A 20,327-nucleotide genomic window follows, 5' to 3' on the forward strand; every position below is an offset into this window, starting at 1 on the left:
ATTATGCAAAATCTTTATTATGAAGTTGGAAGTTTAGATAAAAGGTGTTATGAAGAGTTTGCTTTAACAGAAGATATACTTATGGAGCATGCAGCTTCTTCAATTTTAGATTTCATTGAAAATAGGTTTGAGCAAAACTCTTCTATCTTAATTGTTTGTGGTATGGGAAACAACGGTGCAGATGGAATAGCATTGGGAAGATTGTTATATAAAAAATTTAATGTAAAACTATATCTACCTTTTGAATTAAAATCACAAATGGCACAACTACAATATAAAAGAGCAAAACTTTTAGGTGTTAAATTTGTTGAAGAATTAATAGAAACTGATGTGATAGTTGATTGTTTATTTGGAAGTGGTTTAACAAGAGACTTAGATACAAATACTCAAAATTTAATAGAAAAACTAAATACTTATAATTCATATAAAATAGCTTGTGATATACCAACAGGAATCGATTTCAAAGGTGAAGTAACTACTACAGCTTTTTATGCAGATACTACAATTACTATGGGAGCTTTAAAAGTCTCTTTATATTCAGATATGGCAAAAGATTATATTGGGGATATTTTAGTAGCTAATTTAGGAATTCAAAGAGAAGTTTATGAAAATGATACAAATATCTACTTACTTGATAAAGAGGATTTAAAACTTCCTTTAAGAGATAAAAAAGATTCTCATAAAGGTACTTTTGGACATTTGAATGTAGTTGCAGGAACTAAAAAAGGTGCAGCTGTAATTGCAGCAAAAGCAGCTTTTGGCTTTGGTGCAGGATTAGTAAGTGTTATTTGCCATGAATGTGTCGATTTACCTTATCATATAATGCAAACTCATAAATTAAGTTCAAACTGTACAGCAATAGCTTTAGGAATGGGCTTAGGGATATATGAAGAGAAAGAGATTGAAGAGATTTTAAAAACCAATCTACCAATTATAATAGACGCAGATTTATTTTATGAAGAGATTATAAAAGTAGTACTTGATAAAGAGGTGGTTTTAACTCCTCATCCTAAAGAGTTTTGTGCTCTATTAAAAATATGCGACATAGCTAATATTGATGTAAAAGATTTACAAAAAGACAGATTCAAATATATAAAAGATTTTTGCACAAAATATCCTAAGGTGGTTGTTCTTTTAAAAGGTGCAAATGTATTAATCTGTCAAAATCAGTTTATATATGTAAATAATCTAGGCTCTGCTGTATTAAGTAAAGGTGGTAGTGGAGATGTTTTAAGTGGCTTAGTTGGCTCTTTGTTAGCTCAAGGCTACAAACCCTTAGATGCAGCAATAAATGCCAGTTTAGCTCATGCTATGGCTGCATCTAATTATAAAAAAAATAACTACTCTCTTATACCATCTGATTTAGTTGAAGAGGTAAAAAAACTATGAAAGCTATAATTATACAAACAACTTGTTCAGATAAAAATCAAGCAAAAAAACTTGCAAAAGTTTTACTAGAAAAGAGACTTGCAGCTTGTTTACAGCTATCAAATATTGAGTCATTTTATAAATGGGAAGGTGAATTTTGTAACGATAATGAAGTGCTTTTAACTATAAAAACTAAAAAAAAGAATTTTGAAAAAATTGAAAGCATAATTAAAGAATTACATAGCTATGATGTGCCTGAAATTATCGCTATAGATGTCAATAATATAAGCAAAGATTATAAAAAATTTATAAGTAAAAGTTGCTAAAAAAGTGGCTTTAATAAAAATATTAGGAAAGGGAAATATAAATGAGTGATATTCTAAAAATAGGGAAATATGAGTTTAATAGTAGACTAATAGTTGGTTCTGGTAAATATAAAGATTTTCAAACTACAAGAGAAGCAACACTTGCTTCTGAATCAGAGCTTATTACAGTTGCAATTAGAAGAGTTAATATTACAAATCCAGATGAAGAGAATTTATTAGATTATTTTAAAGATACAAATGTAAAACTACTACCAAATAGTGCAGGGTGTTTTACATCAGAAGAAGCAATTACAACGTTTAGACTTATGCGAGAAGCTACCGGGATTGATTTAATTAAGCTAGAAGTGATAGGTGATGCACAAAAAACACTTTATCCAGATGTAATAGAAACAATTAAAGCTTGTGAAATATTAAAAAAAGACGGTTTTACTATTATGGCATATACTAATGATGATCCAATTATTGCAAAAAGATTAGAAGATGCAGGTGCTGATGCTATTATGCCATTAGCTGCACCTATTGGTTCTGGACTTGGTATTCAAAATAGATATAATGTAGCATTTATAAAAGATGCTGTTTCTGTTCCAGTTATTGTAGATGCAGGAGTAGGGTGTGCTAGTGATGCAGCAATCGCTATGGAGTTAGGTGCAGAAGCTGTATTGACTAATACAGCAATTGCACAAGCTGCTGATCCAATAGCTATGGCACAAGCTATGAAATATGCTGTTAAAGCAGGAAGAATAGGTTATAAAGCAGGAAGAATTCCTAAAAAACCTTATGCAACTGCATCTTCACCTGTAGACGGATTAATCCAATTTTAATAAGTAATCTCCTTTTAAAAAAGGAGATTGTTTCTACTTAAATATATTATAAAAACTCCTATGCTCATTGATATAAAAATATTTTTTGTTTTAATCATTGCTATAATAACAAATAAACTTGCAATAATCCCAAACGTCCCCTCTTTTATAATAGGTGGTATTATAAGAGCTATAAGTAAAGTTTTAGGTATAGTTTCTAAAATAGAATCTATGTATTTATACTTTTTTAAATTATTTGATAAAAGAAGACCTGATATTCTAAGAAAATAAGTTCCTATGGCAACAATAAAAATAATAAAAAACACTTGCATATTATCCATTATGTTCCTTTTTTAATAAAACTGAGATTATAGAACCCAAAAGTGCAGATATTAAAATATATATTGTATTATCTAATAAATAACTAGAAATTACAGCAATTATAGCCGTAATTAAGTATATAAAAAAATCGTCCTTTGATTTGTACATAGCAGTTAAAATTGCAAGAAACATTCCAAAAAATGCAAAATCAAGACCATATTTTTTAGGTTCAATAATAAACTGTGCAAAAAAGTATCCACTTGATGTACCTAAAAGCCAAGATATGAAAATGCAAAAGCCTCCACCTAAAAGAAAATATATAGTTACTCCTTTTTCTTTTAAATTTTTCATTGTAATAGCCCAAGATTCATCTGTCACAAAATGCATTATAAACAATTTCTCTTTTAGGGAACTATTTATAAAAAGAGTGTCTAATGTTGTTGCTATTAAAAAATATCTCATATTTATAAGTATAGCAGTTCCAATTATTGCTGTAATACTAAATGAATTTGATAGCATATCTACAATTACGAATTGGGAAGAACCTGCAAATATAAATATATTCATAATAAGTAGTTGAATATATTCAATATTAGTAGAATTACAAATAATGCCTAATACAACACCATAACTAAAAACACTTAAACTTATTGGTAAATTTGAAATAAATCCATTTTTAAAACTAGTTTTTTTCATTTGAGAATTTTATACAAATAGTAAATATATGTATAGTACAAGGTTGCTAAGTAAAAAAACTTTTATATATACCAGGAGTAAGTCCAGTTAATTGTTTAAATTTCTTATTTAAATGACTTTGATCTGTAAATCCACATAAATAAGCAACTTCACTTATATCTTCTCCATTTCTTAAAAACTGTTTTGCTTTTTCAACTTTTCTTATCATTTGGTATGTATGCGGAGATACAGAAGTGTGTTTTTTGAATAATCTTAAAAAATGAAATTTTGAAATATTAAACTCTTTTGAAAAGTCATCTAATGAAAAATTTTGATTATAATTATCTTTAATAAACTCTTTTGCATATTTAATTAATAGATTATGTGAAGGTAGTTCATTTTCATTATATAGTGTTGTATTTATTTTTATAATAAAATTGATTGTATCAATCAATTCACACTCCCAAGATAGTTTATTAAAAAAGTTTTCTTTATATTTCATTAATAAAAATAATCTATTGTATATTAGTTTATTAGTAAATTCAAAATTCTTAAAAGGCGACAATTGAGTATTGAAATTATCTTTTAATAGTTCTTGCATTGTATTTTGGGAAATATATAAAGAGTGGTGTTTGTATCCTTCTTGTGAAAGAACACCACAAGAATGAATCTCATCGGGATTTATTGTTATAATAGAAGATTTATTAAATTTATGGTTAAAACCTCTTAGAAAAGCACCCATTTCTCCCCTTTCTATAAGGGAGATTGTATATTCTTCATGAACATGCTTTTCAAAACAAAAATTATTATAGTCCCCTTCATATAAAAAAATATCATTTTTTTCTGTTGGTTTGAACTTTACATTATGAATTAGATTTGTTATAGTATTCATAAAATTAATTATAGCAATAAATAAAAAAAATGTATTGTACTAGATTGCTATAAATCATAAATTTAGAAAAAAATCTAACTTTTGAATAAAACCTCTTGACAAATAAAAAAAAATGTAGTATAATTCCGTCCACTTTTTGAAAGAATAAGTAGATGTTTCGGGGCGTAGCGCAGTCTGGTTAGCGCACCTGGTTTGGGACCAGGGGGCCGGAGGTTCGAATCCTCTCGCCCCGACCATTCGTATGGTGGGTATAGCTCAGCTGGTTAGAGCATCGGGTTGTGGTTCCGAGGGCCGTGGGTTCGAATCCCATTATCCACCCCATTTTCAAATTGTATAATTGCGTCTGTAGCTCAGCTGGATAGAGCACACGCCTTCTAAGCGTGCGGTCAAAGGTTCGAATCCTTTCAGGCGTGCCACTTTAAGATTTTGGTTGTTTTCAACTGAATCTTTTTTTTTGACTTTTTTTGTGCGGATGTGGTGAAATTGGTAGACACGCCAGACTTAGGATCTGGTGCCTCACGGTGTGGAGGTTCGAGTCCTCTCATCCGCACCACTTATATTATAAATGTGGTTTCTTTTAAAATTTTATAAATCCATATAGATTATTTTAACGCGGAATAGAGCAGTTCGGTAGCTCGTCGGGCTCATAACCCGAAGGTCGTTGGTTCAAATCCAGCTTCCGCAACCAAAAAAGACATCACTTTTTACAAATATTTAGGAAAATATAAGAAAAGATTGCTTATAATTTCCATCTCAAATTAGTTTATACTAATATATGCGGGAATAGCTCAGTTGGCTAGAGCCTCTGCCTTCCAAGCAGATTGTCGCGAGTTCGAGTCTCGTTTCCCGCTCCACTAAAATAATTTTTAATCATAATGGGGTATCGCCAAGTGGTAAGGCAACGGTTTTTGGTATCGTTATTCGCAGGTTCGAGTCCTGCTACCCCATCCACTTTTTTATTTATACAATATTCTTATATCAAACTACTTTAATAAGTTAGAAATAATTTTTTATATTAAGCTACTGTTAATAATATTTTAGTATTATTTCAAAATAAATGACCGACGGTCGTTCATTTTAAAATTAGGATTTTTATTGGCAATTATAGTAGATAAAATACAAAAAAGAAAAGATATAGCACTCTCTTGTAAGCAAATCTTGATTGAAGAGGGGATAAATAAAATCTCTATATCAAAACTAGCAAAGTTTGCAGGGATTAGCAAAGGTAGTTTCTATGATTACTTCACTAATAAAAATGATTTAGTTTTTGAAATAATAAATTTATCAATACTTAAACACAACATATTAAAAGAGGAAAAACTCAATAGTGTAAAATCATCTCGTGAAAAGGTAAAGATTTTTTTAGAAATTTTTTATGAAGAAGAGGATGATGAGTTAAGAAATTTATATAAAGAATTTTTATCAATCTCTTTGTCTGAACCAACTAAAGATATTATTGATTATCACACTAGACACAATGAAGAATACTATTTATGGTTTAAATCTATTTTTGATGAAGGGATAGAGAAAAAAGAGTTAAAGCCTGAAGCCCGAAAGCTTGTAAATGGGCTTTTTTTATTAGGTACAGGAGTATTTATTTCTCAATTAACCTGTAAAGTTAAAACAAACTCAAAAAAAGAGATAGATAATTATGTTGATACAATCTTTGATTTAATAGAAATTAATAAATGTAATTAAATAGTGTATAATATTTAATATAATAAAAAATAAGATTATAAAATAGATAATAAGGATTTAAAATGAAAAAAAGTATAGCTATTCTTTTAATTGTGCCTTTTGCATTGTTTGGCGAGAGTTTAACACAGTTAATAGAATTAACTAAAAATAATAAGATGATTGACTCTTCAAGAATTAGTATAGAGAGTACAAAAGATTCTTATAAAAGTGTTCAAAATTCATATTTGCCACAATTTAGCGTAGGTGCAAATTATCAAAGAACAAATAAAGAAACAAGTGGCGTACCTCATAGCAGAAATACAATTCAAGGAAGTGTAGATTATGTAATTTATGATGGCGGTAAAAAATATAATACTTATGATTCATATGAAGCATCAATTGAACAAGGTAAAAACAGTTTAGTTAATCAAGAAAATGAGATTGCTTTACAAGTAACAGATTACTATTTTACTTATTTATCTTTAGGGGCACAAAAAGAGGCTAAATTGAAAGAGATCGAACAGTTAGAAGCACAGTATACAAGATTGAAAAGATTTTTAGATGCTGGTACTACAACTGAAGATGAAGTTCAAAAAATCATTTCAAGAATTGAAACAGCTAGAGTTGAATTACATGAAATAGAATTAAATATTCAAACTATTATACATAATTTGGAATATGTTGTAGGTAAATCAGTATCAATTGAAAAAGGTTCTTCTGTAGATGAATACAATTCTGATAAAACTCAATTAAGAGCAGATTTAAAAGCATTAGAGTATAAATTAGAAGCTTTATTAGCAGATGCAAAAGCTAAAAAAAGTGGTACATTACCAACTGTAACTATAAATGATACATATGCAAGAAACGATTTAAATTACAATACAAATACTTATAGTAGTAATAGTGATGATTATAGTCAAAATATTGCATCTGTAAACCTATCATGGAAAATATTTGATTTTGGGGCAACAAGTAGAGAATACCAAGCAGCATATAAACAATATTTAGCTTTAAAATCTCAATATGAATATGAAAAAAACAAAGCTTCAGTTGATTTAAAATTAGCAAATAAATCTTATGAGATTGGAAAATTAAAAGTTAAGTCAGCAAAAGCTGGATTAAAAGCAGCAAATAGTGCATATGATTCAATAAAAGCAAAATACGAAAATGGTATAGTAGATAATGTATCATATCTTGAAGCTTTAAGTGAAAAGTATGATGCCGAAAGTGCATTAAAAGTTGCACTTTATGATTTAGAAATTAAAAAAGCAAATATAATTTACTATAGTGGTGAAAAATTAGAGGAGTTTGTAAAATGAGAAGAATTAAAGGTTTATTAGTAGTTTCAGCATTAGCATTAACTACAATTTCATCAAGTCTTTTAGCTGCGGAAGGTGCTCCAGCTGGAAAACAAATGCCAGCACCAAAAGCTGATGCATATATTGTACCTGAAGCACAAGATTTAAAAATTGATTTAAAATATCCAGCACAAATAAAAGCTTTAAAGAGTGCTGTAGTTTATTCAAGAGTTCTTGGAGTATTAGAAGAGTTAAGATTTGAAGAGGGTAAAAAAGTAAATAAAGGTGATTCTTTATTTAAAATTGAAGATGATTTATATAAAGCAAAAGTAGATGCTGCTCTTGCATCAGTAAAAATGAATCAAGCTACACTTGATAATGCAACAAGAAGTTGGAATAGAATTAAAAAACTTTATAAAAGTAAAGCTGTAACAACTGAACAAAGAGATAATTCTTTATCTACTTATGAAGAAGCGTTAGCTTCACTTGCATTGGCAAAAGCTGAATTAAAACAAGCGCAAATTGATTTAGATTATACAAAAGTAAAAGCTCCTATTTCAGGTATTGCAGGTATTAAAAAAGTTGACGTAGGAAATTTGGTAACAGCAAATCCTCCAATGGAATTAGTAACAATTACACAAAATGAAAAAGTGTATGTTGATTTTTCAATGCCATTAAGTGATTATAAAAATATTAAAACAGGTTTATGGACAATCCCTAGTGATGGAAAAATTAACGTAACATTAAATGTAAATGATAAACCTATATCAGCAAAAGGTTATGTGGATTTTATAGATGTAAATATTGATAAAGATACTTCTACAGTGAAGATGAGGGCTTTAATTGATAATGAAAACAATCAATTGATGGCTGGAAATTTTGCAAGGGTAACTTTAAATGGAATTGTTCAAAAAAATGTAATTACAATTCCTCAAAAGGCGTTATTACAAAATCCATTAGGAACAGTTGTTTTTGTTGAAAACAAAGGTGTAGCAGCAGTAAAACCAGTTATTATTGGAAATGAAAGTGGTGATAAATATATTGTTATTGGTGGACCACTTCAAAGCGGTGATAAAGTTATTGTTAACAACTTCTTTAGAGTTAAACCTGGTAAACCTGTAGCTGTTGACAAAATAATTAACAAGTAAGGAAAATAGATGTTTTCACGTTTTTTTATAAATAGACCAATCTTCGCAACAGTTTTGTCTATTTTAATTATATTAGCAGGGTTAATTTCCATAAATATTTTACCTGTAAAAGAGTACCCTGCAGTAACTCCTCCTCAGATTAATGTAACAGCTACATATCCTGGGGCAAATGCTCAGACACTCTCTTCAACTGTAGCAACAACATTAGAAAATGCCATAAATGGTGTTGATAATATGACATATATGTCTTCAACAGCATCTCCGAGTGGGGTATTATCTTTAAGTATTATTTTTAATGTAGGTACTGATGTTGCACAAGCAAAGGTTGATGTAAATAACAGAGTACAATTGGCTCTTAATAAATTACCCGAAGAGGTTCAAAGACAAGGTATATCTGTAAGAGAAAGATCTCCTGATATGCTTAAAGTATTGGCTTTTAGATCAAAAGGTCAAGTGCATGATACAACATATATTTCAAACTATTTAACAGTAAATGTTATTGATGATATAAAAAGAATTAAAGGTATTGGTGATGCAACAGTTTTTGGTGCTAAAGACTACTCAATTAGAGTTTGGATTGATCCAGAAAAACTTGCATTTTATAATTTGACTCCTGAAGAAGTAAGAGAGCTTATTAATAGTCAAAATAATCAATACTCTACAGGTTCAGTTGGTGCTGAACCAATTAAAAATATTCAAGCATTTACTTACTCTATCTCAACTGAAGGTAGATTAAAAAATGTAAAAGAGTTTGAAAACATTATAGTACGATCAAATCCCGATGGTTCAACTTTAAGATTAAAAGATATTGCTAGAATTGAATTAGGTGCAGATTCTCATAATACATCTGCAAATTATAATGAAGAACCAATGATTCCCGTTGGTATTTTCTTAGCACCAGGTGCAAATGCACTTGAAGTTTCTGCTGCACTTGATGAAAAACTAAAAGAGATTTCTCATAAGTTCCCTGAAGATTTAGAGTATAGAGTTCCTTATGATGCAACACTTTTTGTTGATGAATCGATTAAAGAAGTTGTGAAAACATTGCTTGAAGCAATTGTTTTCGTTGTGATTTTAATTTATCTATTCTTAGGTAACTTTAGAGCAACAATTATTCCTGTATTGGCTATTCCTGTTTCGGTTATTGGTACTTTTGCAGGTCTTTATGCCGCAGGCTTTTCTATAAACTTACTTACTTTATTTGGTATGATTCTAGCTATTGGATTGGTTGTTGATGATGCTATTATTGTAATTGAAAATGTAGAAAGAAATTTAAGAACAAAAGCTTTAAATGTAAAAGAAGCAACTATTGAAGCAATGAAAGAGTTAACAACTCCACTTGTAGCTATTATTCTTGTATTATCAGCAGTATTTATTCCTGCTGCACTTACAGGGGGATTTAGTGGAGTTATGTATAAACAGTTTGCTATTACTATTGTAATGGCAGTTGTAATCTCTGGTTTAGTTGCTCTTACTTTAACTCCTGCTCTTTGTGCAATCTTTTTAAGAAAACATGAGCCAGAACCAATTTGGTTAATTAGAAAATTTAATGATTTTTTTGATTGGTCAACTACAGTTTTTATTGGTATTACAAAACAAACTATTAGATTATGGTTCTTTTCATTAGCATTATTTGCAATATTAATGGGTGCAACATATTCTATTATGAAAAGTACACCTTCTGGATTAGTTCCAACAGAAGATAAAGGGGTATTACTTGTAATTGTAAATATGATGCCATCTACTTCTTTAGGTGAATCTAAAAAAATTACAAATAGAATTGAAAAGCAATTATTATCACATCCAGATATAATTTCTACGGGGGCAATTACTGGTTTAGATATTTCATCGTTTGCTTATAAAACAGATGCAGCATTAATGTTTGCTATGCTTAGACCTTGGGATGAAAGACCTCTACCAAATCAAAACTCTCAAGCAATTGCAGGGCAATTAATGGGACAATTTATGATGACTAGTAAAGAGGCCTTTGTTATCCCTGTAAATCCTCCTCCAATTATGGGGATGAGTACAACAGGTGGTTTTGAGATGTGGATTCAAGATAGAACAGGTGGTGATATAAGTGATTTAGGTAAATATACTGATGAGATTGTTTCAAAAGCATCTGCTGATCCTAGATTAACATCAGTAAGAACAACTTTAAATACGAATGTTCCTCAATATATGTTAACTGTTGATAGAGAAAAAGCAAAATCTATGAATGTAGATGTACAATCTATATTTAATGTGATTCAACAAACATTTGGGAAAGGTTATATTAATGACTTTAACCTATATAGTAGAACATTCCATGTAAATATACAATCAGAATCTAAATATAGAGAAAATAGAGATGATTTTAAAAATATTTATGTAAGATCAAGTAATGATAATTTAGTTCCAATTAGTGAATTAGTTACTTTAAAAAGAGAAGTAAGTGCTAGTATTATCGAAAGATTTAATATGTTTAATGCTTCAAAAATAACAGGTAATCCAGCTGCAGGATTTGCTTCAAGTGATGCAACTAACGCTATTGAAGAGATTGCAAGTTCAGTACTACCTGAAGGGTATACTATAGCTTGGTCAGGTACTACATTCCAAGAGAAGAAACTTGAAAAAGAAGGTGATTACACATCTTTATATGCTGCTTTATTTGTATTCTTGATTCTTGCAGCATTATATGAGAGTTGGAGTATTCCAATGGCTGTAATTATTTCAATTCCATTCTCAATCTTTGGTGCAGCTTTAGCCGTGTATTTAAGAGGGTTAGAAGCAGATATATATTTCCAAGTAGGACTTATTACTCTTGTTGGTTTATCTGCAAAAAATGCAATTTTGATTGTTGAGTTTGCAATGGATAAATTGAGTTCAGGATTAAGCTTATTTGATGCTACTATTGAGGCTGCTAGATTAAGGTTTAGACCAATTGTAATGACCTCTTTAGCATTTATTGTTGGTACATTACCTCTTGCCTTAAGTTCAGGTGCAGGAAGTGCAAGTAGACATATTATTGGTACAACAGTTGTTGGTGGTATGTTAGCTGCTGTTGCTATTGGTGTACTATTTATTCCATTATTTTTCTATGGAGTAGTTAGAATAAAACAAAAATTTTCAAGAAAAAAATAGATAAACAAAAAATTTAAGGGGTTGTTCTAAACCCCTTAATCTCTCTAAAAAAATCTAAAACAATATTTTAAAACTAATAATATACTTATATATTTTTAATCTACATGTAGTATAATCTTAATAAAATATTATGGAAAAAATATATGAAAATATTATTATTTATTATTATCTTATTATTATCAACTTTTGCACAAGAAATCAAAGAAGTTAAAGTTCAATTTAGTTGGAAAAATCAATTTCAATTTGCCGGATTTATAATAGCAAAAGAAAAAGGATTTTATAAAGAAGTAGGACTTGATGTAAAGTTATTAGAATTTGAACCTAAAAGAACTCAAATAGATATGATAAAAGGTGGAGAGATAGATTTTGCTGTAAATAGGTCTTCAATTTTAATTGAAAAATCAAAAGGGGAAAATATTGTAGCTTTGGGGGCAATATTTCAGCATTCTCCCCTTGTATTATTAGTAAAAGATAACAATAAAATAAGAAATTTAGAAGATTTGAAAAATAAAAAAGTGATGATAACTACAGATGCAAGACTTTCAGCATCAATTATTGCTATGTTAAGTGCGAATGGTATTGAATTATCACAAATAGATGCTTTAAAACATAGTTTTAATATTGAAGATTTGATAAACGATAAAGCTGATGCAATGGCCTCATATATCTCTAATGAACCTATAGTACTAAAAGAAAAAAACATTGCTTATAAAGTATTTGACCCGAAAGTGTATGGTTTTGATTTTTATGATGATATTATTTATACTACAAGTTTATTTATAAAAAACAATCCAAATTTGACTAAGAATTTTTATGAAGCAACAATCAAAGGATGGCATTATGCATTTAAGCATATTCCAAAAACTGCAAAATTGATTTATGAAAAATATAATACACAAAATAAATCGTTAAATAGTTTGATAAATGAAGGGATAGTGTTAAAAGAATATGCCTATGATAACTATGGAAAAATAGGAACTTTAGATAAAGAAAGACTAATTAAAATAAATGATGTATATAGGTTAATGGGCTTAGTAAAAAAGCAAGCTAAGATAGATGAGTTTATATATAAAGAGAATGACAATAGAAGTGTTATAAATTTAGTTATTAGTAATAAAAATCTGTATATATATATTATAATTTCTATTATTATAATATTGTTAATAGTTATTCTAGTAGTTTATTTAATAATCAAAAAAAAGTGGTTAATTACAAATACTGCATTAGAAAAAGAGATAAAACTAAAAATAAAACATTTAAAAAAAGAGATTTATATTGATGGCTTGACAAATATAAAAAATAGAAAAGCATTTGATAGAAAGTTAAGTTTATTATTTGATGATTATAAAAGATATAAAAATATTTTTTCTGTTATTTATATAGATATAGACAATTTTAAAAGTATAAATGACAATTATGGTCATAATATAGGTGATGAAGTATTATGCAGTTTTTGTAGATTAGTGGAAACAAAATTAAGATCAAATGATTATTTCTACAGAGTTGGAGGGGAAGAATTTATTATATTATTGCCTAATACAAACATTGAAGATGGCTTAAAAGTTAGTGAAAAGCTTTTAAAGTCTACAAGAGAAAAAATAAAGATAGAAAATAAAATAAGTGTTACAATAAGTATAGGTTTGTGTGAAGTAAATAGTGAAGATGACATAACAACATTGTATAAAAGAGTAGATCAATTACTTTATAAGTCAAAATCTGAAGGGAAGAATAGAGTTTCTTACTAAAAAATAATATATATTTAAAATAGAGTCTACTATAATTTAAACAGTATAGGAGAAATATAATGAATTTCAAGTCTAAAATCACTCTTTTTTTTATAGTGTCTTTATCTATATCCTTACTTTTATTTCTTTTAGCTTATCTTTATAGCAAAAATATAATTACTGATTCTTATAAAAAACAGATTGAAAGTAATTTATTCGAAATAAATAAATCATTTGATTCAATCAAAAAAGAAAAAATACCTATTTTAGATACTATAGTCAATCATAATTCAATCAAAAAATTTATTAAAACTAAAGAAAGTGATGAAGTAAAAAAACTATTTATAGATTTTATAAAAGCAAATAGAAAAATTAATCAAATAAGAATTATTGATTTAAATGGTTATGAAGTTGTAAGAGTAAACAAGAGAAATAATCTAGTTTATGTATCTAAAGATAAAGAGTTACAAAATAAATCCAAAAGGTATTATATAAAAAAATTTTTAAAATTAAAAAAACATCAAGTAGGATTTTCTGATTTAGACTTAAATATTGAAAATGGTCAGGTTGAAAAACCTTATTTAGCTACTTTAAGAACGGCTATGCCTATTTATGATGGAAATAAAAAAAGTTATATAGTAACAATAAATTATAGTATGAATGATTTTTTGGATACAGTTTTAAAAGGACCAAATTTTAATAAATATTTATTAGATAAAGAGGGACACTTTATTATACATAAAGATAAAAATCTAAATTGGTCTAAATATTTAGATAAAGAGATAAAAGTAAATGATTTCTTTGATATTGATATATTAGATAAAAGATTAATAGATAATGACAGTAATGTGGTTTTAAAAGCCATATATCCTTTTGATACTAAATATTATATTTTGTATGAAATGAAAAAAGATTTAAATATTATAAAGTTTCTTGATAAATCAAAACAAATTGGAATTTTACTTTTTTTAGCTGCAATATTTTTGGTTTTTCCTTTTGTTTTTTTAGTTTATAATTATTTGATTAAGTTAAAAGAGGTAAATAGAAGTTTAAAAGATTCAACAAATAAAATAGAAACTATTTTAAATAATACTTCAGATGGGATAGTTGTTATAGATAAAGAGGGGATAATTCAAGAGATTAATAATGCAGTTATAAAAATGTTTGGATATGAAAAAAGTGAATTATTAAATAAAAATGTAAATATTTTGATCCCAAATCCTCACCATGAAAATCATGATGAATATATAAAAAATCATGATAAAGATATGCATTCTAAAATAATAAACCAAGATAGGGAACTTTATGGTTTACACAAAGATGGATCTTTTGTAAATATAAATTTAACTGTAACAAAAGTTAAAATCAAAAATGAGCTATATTTTATAGGTAATATAAAAGATTTGACTTTAGAATCTAAAAATAAAAAGCTTTTTCAAAATGTATTTGATATTTCACCCATAGGGATAGCTTTAGTTTTAAAAGATGGAAGTTTTTGGAGAATAAGTAATAGATTTTGTAGAATAGTAGGATATGAAAGAGAAGAGTTAATAAATCTAAGTTTTAAAGATATAACTTATAAAGAAGATTTGGAAAAAGATGTAAGCTTAGTAAAAAAACTTATAAATAAAGAGATAGATGAGTATTATCTTGAGAAAAGATATGTAAAAAAGGATGGGGAAATAGTTTGGGTAAAACTTACAGTGGTTCCAGTTTATGTTGATGATAAAAAAACTAAATTTGATTATTTTGTTTCAACTATTGACGATATTAGTGAGATAAAGAAGTTAGAAGAAGAAAAGGTTCAAAAAGAGCATCTTTTAATGCAACAATCAAAATTAGCAGCAATGGGAGAGATGACTTCTGCAATTGCACATCAATGGAGACAACCTTTGAACTCAATAGGGTTTATAATACAAGATTTAGTCTCTGCATATAAACACAATGAATTTGATGAAAAATATCTATATGAGATAAAATCAGAAGTAATGGAACAACTAAAATATATGTCAGATACAATTGATGAATTTAGAAAATTCTTTAAAAAAGATGAGCCTAAAACCGAATTTAATATTATAAAAACTGTTTTTGATATAAATAAATTATATCAAGCACAATTAAATTCACATAGAATAAAATTAGTAGTGAAAGTTGATAATCATATAATAAAAGATTTATCAAGAATTAATGAGTTTAATAAATATATAATTGAAAATCAAGAAGGACAGTTAAAACAAGTGCTTTTAAACTGTGTTTCAAATGCAAAAGAAGCAATATTAAATTTAGAAAACCCATCAATACCCGAAAATCAAATTAGTATAGAACTTAGTCAAGATAATAATAGTATTAAAATTGCAATAAAAGATTTAGCAGGGGGAATAAAAAAAGAGAACCAAAGCAGAATTTTTGAACCATATTTTACTACTAAAAATATGGGTACAGGTTTAGGATTATATATTTCTAAGTCTATATGTGAAAAATCATTAAATGCTAAAATAAACTATTATAAAAATAGTTTATTTATAGAAGATAAAACTTATACAGGTTCAAGTTTTGTAATTAAACTTTTTAACAAATATTAAAAGAATTTAGTTTTAGTACAAATTTAGCACCTACATGCTCTTTATTATCTACAACAAATTTTTCATTTGAAACATCTATTGAGCCATTTAGATGTCCAGTTATAATCTGTTTTGACATATAAAGTCCAATCCCTGTACCTTCATCTTTTTTTGTAGTAAAATATGGTTCAAAAACTTTTTTTATAATATTTTTAGGAATCCCACCAGCACTATCATGTATAATTATAATTTGAGTTTCATCCTCTGAAAAAATATCTATTTTGATAATTCTATCATCATCATTTAAATTTACTAATTCATCAATAGAATTTTTTATAATATTTATTAGTACTTGAATTAATTCATTTTGAAAACTACATAGATGAATATTGTCTTCTATATTTTTAATTATCTTAATACTATTAGTTTTGCATAGTGCAGAAACTAAACTTTCAACTTTTGCTATGGTATCTTTTAAATAAAAGCAGGTTTCTAGTTTATTTGGTTTTAGATAGTTTTGAAAATCGTTTATTGTATCAGACATATATTTGATAGATTTTGTGATATTTTCTGTCATATCGTCTAAAACATTATCTTCATCTTTTATATGGCCCATCTCTTTTTGAATTTTTAAATTTGATGCACAAATTGAGATAGTATTTAGTGGTTGTTTCCATTGGTGGGCAATATTACCCAACATCTCACCCATAGCAGCCATTTTTGATTGTATTACAAGCATTCTTTCTCTTTTTAATTGCTCTTCTGTACTTTGTAATTCTTTTTCAAAAAGTTTTAATTCTTGTATTAAATCATCTAAATCAATCGGTTTAACAATAAAATTTTTAACTTTTAATTTTATTGCCTCTATAAAATATTCTGGTTCGCTAAAAGCAGAAGCTAATATTATAGGTATTTCAATATTTTGGTCTTTTAATATTTTATAAAGTTCTATTCCATTTATTTCGGGCATATTGATGTCTGAAACAATTATATCAGGAGAAAGTTCAGGAATTTTTTCTAGTGCCTCCATGGGATTTTTAAAGGTAAATACAGACATTATCTCCCTTTTTAAAACTCTAGCAATTTTGTTTAATAAAAACTCATCATCTTCAATTACAACTATTTTTAGATTAATCATGTACCATCTTTTTTATTATTTAATAGGAATTATAACATTTTTTTATATTCTATAAAATAGTATATTTTAATTTATTTTAAGCTAGTATTAAAAAAAAATTAAGAGTGTCTTATGAATGAAGAGTTTTTAAAGAAAATTACAATTTTAGTTGCAGAAGATCAAGTAAATGATGCTGAATTATTATTGTCTACATTAAAAAAATATTTCAAAAAAATTTTATTGGCAAAAGATGGTTTAGAGGCATTAAAAATTTATAAAGAAAATAAAGATATAGATATTATTATTTCAGATATTGATATGCCAAAGATGAATGGTATAGAGTTATTAAAATCTATTCGTTATTCAGATTTATATATCCCTTTTATTATAGTATCTGGAAAAATAGAAAATGAAGTTTTGATGGAAGCTATAAATCAAAATGTCAGTTCTTATATTTTAAAGCCTCTTGATATAAAAATACTTTTAGAAAAAATAGATATTTTATGTGAAAAAAAATATTTTGAACATAGATTAGAAAAAAAGCAAGAAGAGTTAGATAACTATTTATCTTCTATTGAAAAAGTTGCCGTAGTTTTTAAACTTAAAAGAGATGGAACAATAACCTATATGAATGAATCGATGTTTGAGGTTAGTGGATATAAAAAAGAGGACTTAAATATATTAAATTTTGATAATATTATCCATCCTGATATTCCAAAAAAATATATTGATGATACTTGGGAAATAGTAAGTCAAGGAAAACTTTGGACTGGAAATACCAAATTTATTTCAAAGTCAAAAGAGACCTTCTATTTAAAAAATACAATTTTTAAAACTTCAAGTGTAGATGATGAGTATATAACTATAGCTTTTTTAACAACAAAAGAGAATATAGAAAAAAGAGACTTTCATAAAAAAGTATTATTAAGTATTAAAGAGTTTAATCTAAAAGAGTATAGATATAAAGAAGAGATAAAAGCTTTAAGAGCAGAGTTATCAAGTATAAATTTAACTGGATTTGAAAGTAAGTTAGCAAGTATGAGACAAAAAAATAGTTCTTATGAAGCCCAACTTAAAAAATATGAAAATGAGATAGAAGAGTTAAATGAAAAATATAAAGAGATGCTATTAACTAAAAAAACAGAAATAAGTAGATATGTGGATTTAATTCAAATAGAAAAAAATAAAAATGCTAAGTTAGAAGAGGAAAGAGAAAAACTTTTAGAAGAGAGAAAGATTTTAAAAGAGATAAATGAAAGGTTAGAAAAAAAATAAAAATGGAATTAATCCATTTTTATTTTAGATATTAATTGTTTTAAATCTTTAATCTCTTTTTTTAAATCTTTAATTTCATCTTGTAGTGAAACTTCACTGTTTTTTACTTCTCCTATAATATTTTTTTCTTCATCAGCTTTTAATAAAGCCATTGCATCAACTATTACTGCAACAATTAGATTTATCATAACAAATGTTGCAATAAAAATAAAAGGGATGAAAAATACCCAAGCATAAGGATGGACTTCCATAATTGGTCTAACTATTCCCATTGACCAAGACTCTAAAGTCATAATTTGAAAAAGAGTATAAAAAGAATCCCCTAAAGTTCCAAACCATTGTGGAAAACTTTCACCATATAAATTTGTTGACATAATAGCAAAAATATAAAAAATTAAAGCCATTAAAGCCATAATTGAAAGCATCCCTGGAATTACACTTAATAGTGCAGCAACAATTTTTCTCATTTGTGGTACGACAGTTATAAGTCTAAAGAGTCTAAAAACTCTTAATATTCTAAATATAGCAAAACCTTCATTTGCAGGAATAAGTGAGATTGCCACTATAAAAAAATCAAATAAGGACCAAGGGTCTTTAAAAAATGAGAGTCTATAAACATAGATTCTTAGAATTATTTCTAATGTAAATATTGAGATAACCATCTTATCAAAAGTTAAAATAAATTCAGAATAATATTTCATAATAGTGGTTGAGGTTTCAAGACCCATTGTTATTCCATTAAGAATAATAATACCAATTATAAAGTTTTGAAAATGATTTAATTCAACAAGCGATTTAATATTTTTATACATTTGCACCCTTAATTTTTTATGGAATTATACTAAGAAAAAGATTAGATTTATAAGGTAATTTAGATATTTTTTATACTAATATAAAAGATATTAAAAGTGGAACTTATAGAATATCTACTTAGTGTAAATAAGGATTTTATAATGGAATTTGAAGAGATGCATATAGTATCTATAGATGATAATGAAAATAATTTATTTTTGATTGAAGCTATATGTTTGGAGATGAATTTAAGTGTAAAAAGTTTTTCAGAACCTTTAGAAGCATTAATTTATGTTTTAAAAAATAAAATAGATATGATAATTGTAGATTATATGATGCCAAATTTAAATGGCTTAGATTTTATAAAAGAGTTTAGAAAGCATAATAAAATAGCACCAATAATAATGATTACAGCAGCAGGTGATGATGAAAGAGTACATAGAGAAGCGTTTGAATCGGGTGCAAATGACTTTTTAAGTAAACCTGTAAATAGTACACTTTTTAAAGCAAGGGTAATAAATCTTTTAACAAATTATAAAAATCAAATTTTACTTGAAGATAGAGCAAAACTTTTAGAAGATGAGGTTGAAAAAGCAACTAAACAACTAATTGACAGAGAACATGAAACTTTACAAATATTAGGTAAAACAGCAGAGTTTAAAGACCCTGAAACAGCTTCTCACGTTGCACGTGTATCTCATTATAGTAAACTATTAGCAAAAGAGTATGGATTATCTAAAGATGAACAAGATTTAATCTTTTATGCTGCTGCATTTCATGATTTAGGAAAAGTTGGAATAGAAGATAAAATCTTATTAAAACCGGGAAAATTAGATGATGATGAGTTTAATGTGATGAAAAACCATTCTCAAATTGGATATGAAATATTAAGAGAATCACAAAGTGAATATCTAAAAGCAGGGGCTGTTATTGCTTTAACTCATCACGAAAAGTTTGATGGAAATGGTTACCCAAATGGTTTAAAAGGGGAAGATATCCATATTTATGGAAGGATAGTTGCAATTGCAGATGTATTTGATGCTTTAACTTCAGTTAGACCATATAAAAGAGCTTGGAGTTTGGATGAAGCAGTTGATCTTTTAGAAAAGGAAAAAGGGAGACATTTTGACCCTAGGATTGTAGATATTTTTATAAGTAACCTAACTGAAGTTACAAAAATATATAATACTTTTCAAGAATAAGGTTAATAGTTTTAAATAGTATATAATC

Annotated in this window: 16 protein-coding genes and 7 tRNA genes; 18 read left to right on the forward strand and 5 right to left on the reverse strand. The window is 27.1% G+C overall.

Features of this window, described 5'->3' with window-relative positions; genetic code table 11:
- The first annotated feature begins 3 nt into the window (after positions 1–3).
- The 3 genes from ACKU4C_RS01015 to ACKU4C_RS01025 are packed head-to-tail and all read left to right on the forward strand — an operon-like array spanning position 4 to position 2,515.
- Complete coding sequence (locus tag ACKU4C_RS01015) at positions 4–1,389, forward strand: NAD(P)H-hydrate dehydratase (protein WP_321313866.1); 1,386 nt, start codon at positions 4–6, stop codon at positions 1,387–1,389.
- On the forward strand, positions 1,386–1,694 hold the full coding sequence (gene cutA / locus ACKU4C_RS01020) for a divalent-cation tolerance protein CutA (protein WP_321313868.1): 309 nt from the start codon (positions 1,386–1,388) through the stop codon (positions 1,692–1,694). Before ACKU4C_RS01015 ends, cutA begins: the two co-directional genes overlap by 4 nt.
- Before the next feature lie 41 nt (positions 1,695–1,735).
- A complete protein-coding gene (locus tag ACKU4C_RS01025; protein ID WP_321313870.1) occupies positions 1,736–2,515 on the forward strand; it encodes a thiazole synthase in 780 nt (259 codons plus the stop codon).
- A 14-nt stretch (positions 2,516–2,529) separates the two neighbouring features.
- Here the strand turns inward: ACKU4C_RS01025 and ACKU4C_RS01030 are convergent, their stop codons facing one another.
- From ACKU4C_RS01030 to ACKU4C_RS01040, 3 genes are read right to left on the reverse strand one after another with little or no spacing between them, the layout of a single operon-like run.
- The gene (locus ACKU4C_RS01030; RefSeq protein WP_321313872.1) at positions 2,530–2,835 is read right to left on the reverse strand and encodes an AzlD domain-containing protein; all 306 of its coding nucleotides are present in this window, start codon (positions 2,833–2,835) and stop codon (positions 2,530–2,532) included.
- Positions 2,828–3,511, reverse strand: coding sequence for an AzlC family ABC transporter permease (locus ACKU4C_RS01035; protein WP_321313873.1), 684 nt, complete (start codon positions 3,509–3,511; stop codon positions 2,828–2,830). The genes ACKU4C_RS01030 and ACKU4C_RS01035 overlap by 8 nt, the downstream gene beginning before the upstream one ends.
- A gap of 46 nt (positions 3,512–3,557) precedes the next feature.
- Positions 3,558–4,382: an AraC family transcriptional regulator gene (locus ACKU4C_RS01040; protein WP_321313875.1), complete on the reverse strand. Its 825-nt coding sequence runs from the start codon at positions 4,380–4,382 to the stop codon at positions 3,558–3,560.
- Positions 4,383–4,540: 158 nt separating this feature from the next.
- Here ACKU4C_RS01040 and ACKU4C_RS01045 point away from each other — a divergent pair.
- From ACKU4C_RS01045 to ACKU4C_RS01105, 13 genes are all read left to right on the forward strand, one after another.
- A tRNA-Pro gene (locus tag ACKU4C_RS01045) sits at positions 4,541–4,618 on the forward strand.
- An 8-nt stretch (positions 4,619–4,626) separates the two neighbouring features.
- Positions 4,627–4,703, forward strand: a tRNA-His gene (locus ACKU4C_RS01050).
- A gap of 18 nt (positions 4,704–4,721) precedes the next feature.
- Positions 4,722–4,798: transfer RNA gene (locus ACKU4C_RS01055), tRNA-Arg, on the forward strand.
- A 52-nt stretch (positions 4,799–4,850) separates the two neighbouring features.
- Positions 4,851–4,935, forward strand: a tRNA-Leu gene (locus tag ACKU4C_RS01060).
- 58 nt (positions 4,936–4,993) lie between these two features.
- Positions 4,994–5,070, forward strand: a tRNA-Met gene (locus tag ACKU4C_RS01065).
- Between the two features lie 89 nt (positions 5,071–5,159).
- Positions 5,160–5,236 (forward strand) — tRNA-Gly (locus tag ACKU4C_RS01070).
- 22 nt (positions 5,237–5,258) lie between these two features.
- A tRNA-Gln gene (locus ACKU4C_RS01075) sits at positions 5,259–5,333 on the forward strand.
- 144 nt (positions 5,334–5,477) lie between these two features.
- A complete protein-coding gene (locus tag ACKU4C_RS01080) occupies positions 5,478–6,080 on the forward strand; it encodes a TetR/AcrR family transcriptional regulator (protein WP_321313876.1) in 603 nt (200 codons plus the stop codon).
- 62 nt (positions 6,081–6,142) lie between these two features.
- Positions 6,143–7,378: a TolC family protein gene (locus ACKU4C_RS01085; protein WP_321313878.1), complete on the forward strand. Its 1,236-nt coding sequence runs from the start codon at positions 6,143–6,145 to the stop codon at positions 7,376–7,378.
- Positions 7,375–8,505, forward strand: coding sequence for an efflux RND transporter periplasmic adaptor subunit (locus ACKU4C_RS01090; RefSeq protein ID WP_321313880.1), 1,131 nt, complete (start codon positions 7,375–7,377; stop codon positions 8,503–8,505). The genes ACKU4C_RS01085 and ACKU4C_RS01090 overlap by 4 nt, the downstream gene beginning before the upstream one ends.
- Before the next feature lie 9 nt (positions 8,506–8,514).
- Complete coding sequence (locus tag ACKU4C_RS01095) at positions 8,515–11,628, forward strand: multidrug efflux RND transporter permease subunit (protein WP_321313882.1); 3,114 nt, start codon at positions 8,515–8,517, stop codon at positions 11,626–11,628.
- Positions 11,629–11,771: 143 nt separating this feature from the next.
- Positions 11,772–13,373 (forward strand): ABC transporter substrate-binding protein, encoded by a 1,602-nt coding sequence (locus ACKU4C_RS01100; RefSeq protein ID WP_321313884.1) that lies wholly within the window; start codon positions 11,772–11,774, stop codon positions 13,371–13,373.
- 59 nt (positions 13,374–13,432) lie between these two features.
- The gene (locus tag ACKU4C_RS01105; RefSeq protein ID WP_321313886.1) at positions 13,433–15,934 is read left to right on the forward strand and encodes a PAS domain S-box protein; all 2,502 of its coding nucleotides are present in this window, start codon (positions 13,433–13,435) and stop codon (positions 15,932–15,934) included.
- On the opposite strand, the gene ACKU4C_RS01110 is transcribed toward ACKU4C_RS01105, so the two are convergent.
- Entirely contained in the window at positions 15,921–17,051 is a 1,131-nt protein-coding gene (locus tag ACKU4C_RS01110) for a response regulator (RefSeq protein WP_321313888.1), read from the reverse strand. The genes ACKU4C_RS01105 and ACKU4C_RS01110 overlap by 14 nt on opposite strands.
- A 111-nt stretch (positions 17,052–17,162) precedes the next feature.
- Here ACKU4C_RS01110 and ACKU4C_RS01115 point away from each other — a divergent pair, with 111 nt between their 5' ends.
- Entirely contained in the window at positions 17,163–18,305 is a 1,143-nt protein-coding gene (locus tag ACKU4C_RS01115) for a response regulator (RefSeq protein WP_321313890.1), read from the forward strand.
- A gap of 8 nt (positions 18,306–18,313) precedes the next feature.
- Here the strand turns inward: ACKU4C_RS01115 and ACKU4C_RS01120 are convergent, their stop codons facing one another.
- Positions 18,314–19,117, reverse strand: coding sequence for an ion transporter (locus tag ACKU4C_RS01120; protein WP_321313891.1), 804 nt, complete (start codon positions 19,115–19,117; stop codon positions 18,314–18,316).
- A gap of 141 nt (positions 19,118–19,258) precedes the next feature.
- Between ACKU4C_RS01120 and ACKU4C_RS01125 the strand changes: the two genes are divergently transcribed.
- Positions 19,259–20,299: an HD domain-containing phosphohydrolase gene (locus ACKU4C_RS01125; protein ID WP_321313892.1), complete on the forward strand. Its 1,041-nt coding sequence runs from the start codon at positions 19,259–19,261 to the stop codon at positions 20,297–20,299.
- Positions 20,300–20,327 lie beyond the last annotated feature (28 nt).

It is taken from the genome of Halarcobacter sp., assembly GCF_963676935.1.
In the GTDB taxonomy this organism is placed as follows: Bacteria; Campylobacterota; Campylobacteria; order Campylobacterales; family Arcobacteraceae; genus Halarcobacter.

What these genes read in the sequence shown, in the direction of transcription:
- ACKU4C_RS01095 (WP_321313882.1), top strand. Translation starts at nt 8,515, where the DNA reads ATGTTTTCACGTTTTTTTATAAATAGACCAATCTTCGCAACAGTTTTG.
- ACKU4C_RS01120 (WP_321313891.1), bottom strand. Translation starts at nt 19,117, where the DNA reads ATGTATAAAAATATTAAATCGCTTGTTGAATTAAATCATTTTCAAAAC.
- ACKU4C_RS01035 (WP_321313873.1), bottom strand. Translation starts at nt 3,511, where the DNA reads ATGAAAAAAACTAGTTTTAAAAATGGATTTATTTCAAATTTACCAATA.
- ACKU4C_RS01110 (WP_321313888.1), bottom strand. Translation starts at nt 17,051, where the DNA reads ATGATTAATCTAAAAATAGTTGTAATTGAAGATGATGAGTTTTTATTA.
- ACKU4C_RS01100 (WP_321313884.1), top strand. Translation starts at nt 11,772, where the DNA reads ATGAAAATATTATTATTTATTATTATCTTATTATTATCAACTTTTGCA.
- ACKU4C_RS01040 (WP_321313875.1), bottom strand. Translation starts at nt 4,382, where the DNA reads ATGAATACTATAACAAATCTAATTCATAATGTAAAGTTCAAACCAACA.
- ACKU4C_RS01105 (WP_321313886.1), top strand. Translation starts at nt 13,433, where the DNA reads ATGAATTTCAAGTCTAAAATCACTCTTTTTTTTATAGTGTCTTTATCT.
- ACKU4C_RS01025 (WP_321313870.1), top strand. Translation starts at nt 1,736, where the DNA reads ATGAGTGATATTCTAAAAATAGGGAAATATGAGTTTAATAGTAGACTA.
- ACKU4C_RS01030 (WP_321313872.1), bottom strand. Translation starts at nt 2,835, where the DNA reads ATGGATAATATGCAAGTGTTTTTTATTATTTTTATTGTTGCCATAGGA.
- ACKU4C_RS01115 (WP_321313890.1), top strand. Translation starts at nt 17,163, where the DNA reads ATGAATGAAGAGTTTTTAAAGAAAATTACAATTTTAGTTGCAGAAGAT.
- ACKU4C_RS01085 (WP_321313878.1), top strand. Translation starts at nt 6,143, where the DNA reads ATGAAAAAAAGTATAGCTATTCTTTTAATTGTGCCTTTTGCATTGTTT.
- ACKU4C_RS01015 (WP_321313866.1), top strand. Translation starts at nt 4, where the DNA reads ATGCAAAATCTTTATTATGAAGTTGGAAGTTTAGATAAAAGGTGTTAT.
- ACKU4C_RS01125 (WP_321313892.1), top strand. Translation starts at nt 19,259, where the DNA reads ATGGAATTTGAAGAGATGCATATAGTATCTATAGATGATAATGAAAAT.
- cutA (WP_321313868.1), top strand. Translation starts at nt 1,386, where the DNA reads ATGAAAGCTATAATTATACAAACAACTTGTTCAGATAAAAATCAAGCA.
- ACKU4C_RS01090 (WP_321313880.1), top strand. Translation starts at nt 7,375, where the DNA reads ATGAGAAGAATTAAAGGTTTATTAGTAGTTTCAGCATTAGCATTAACT.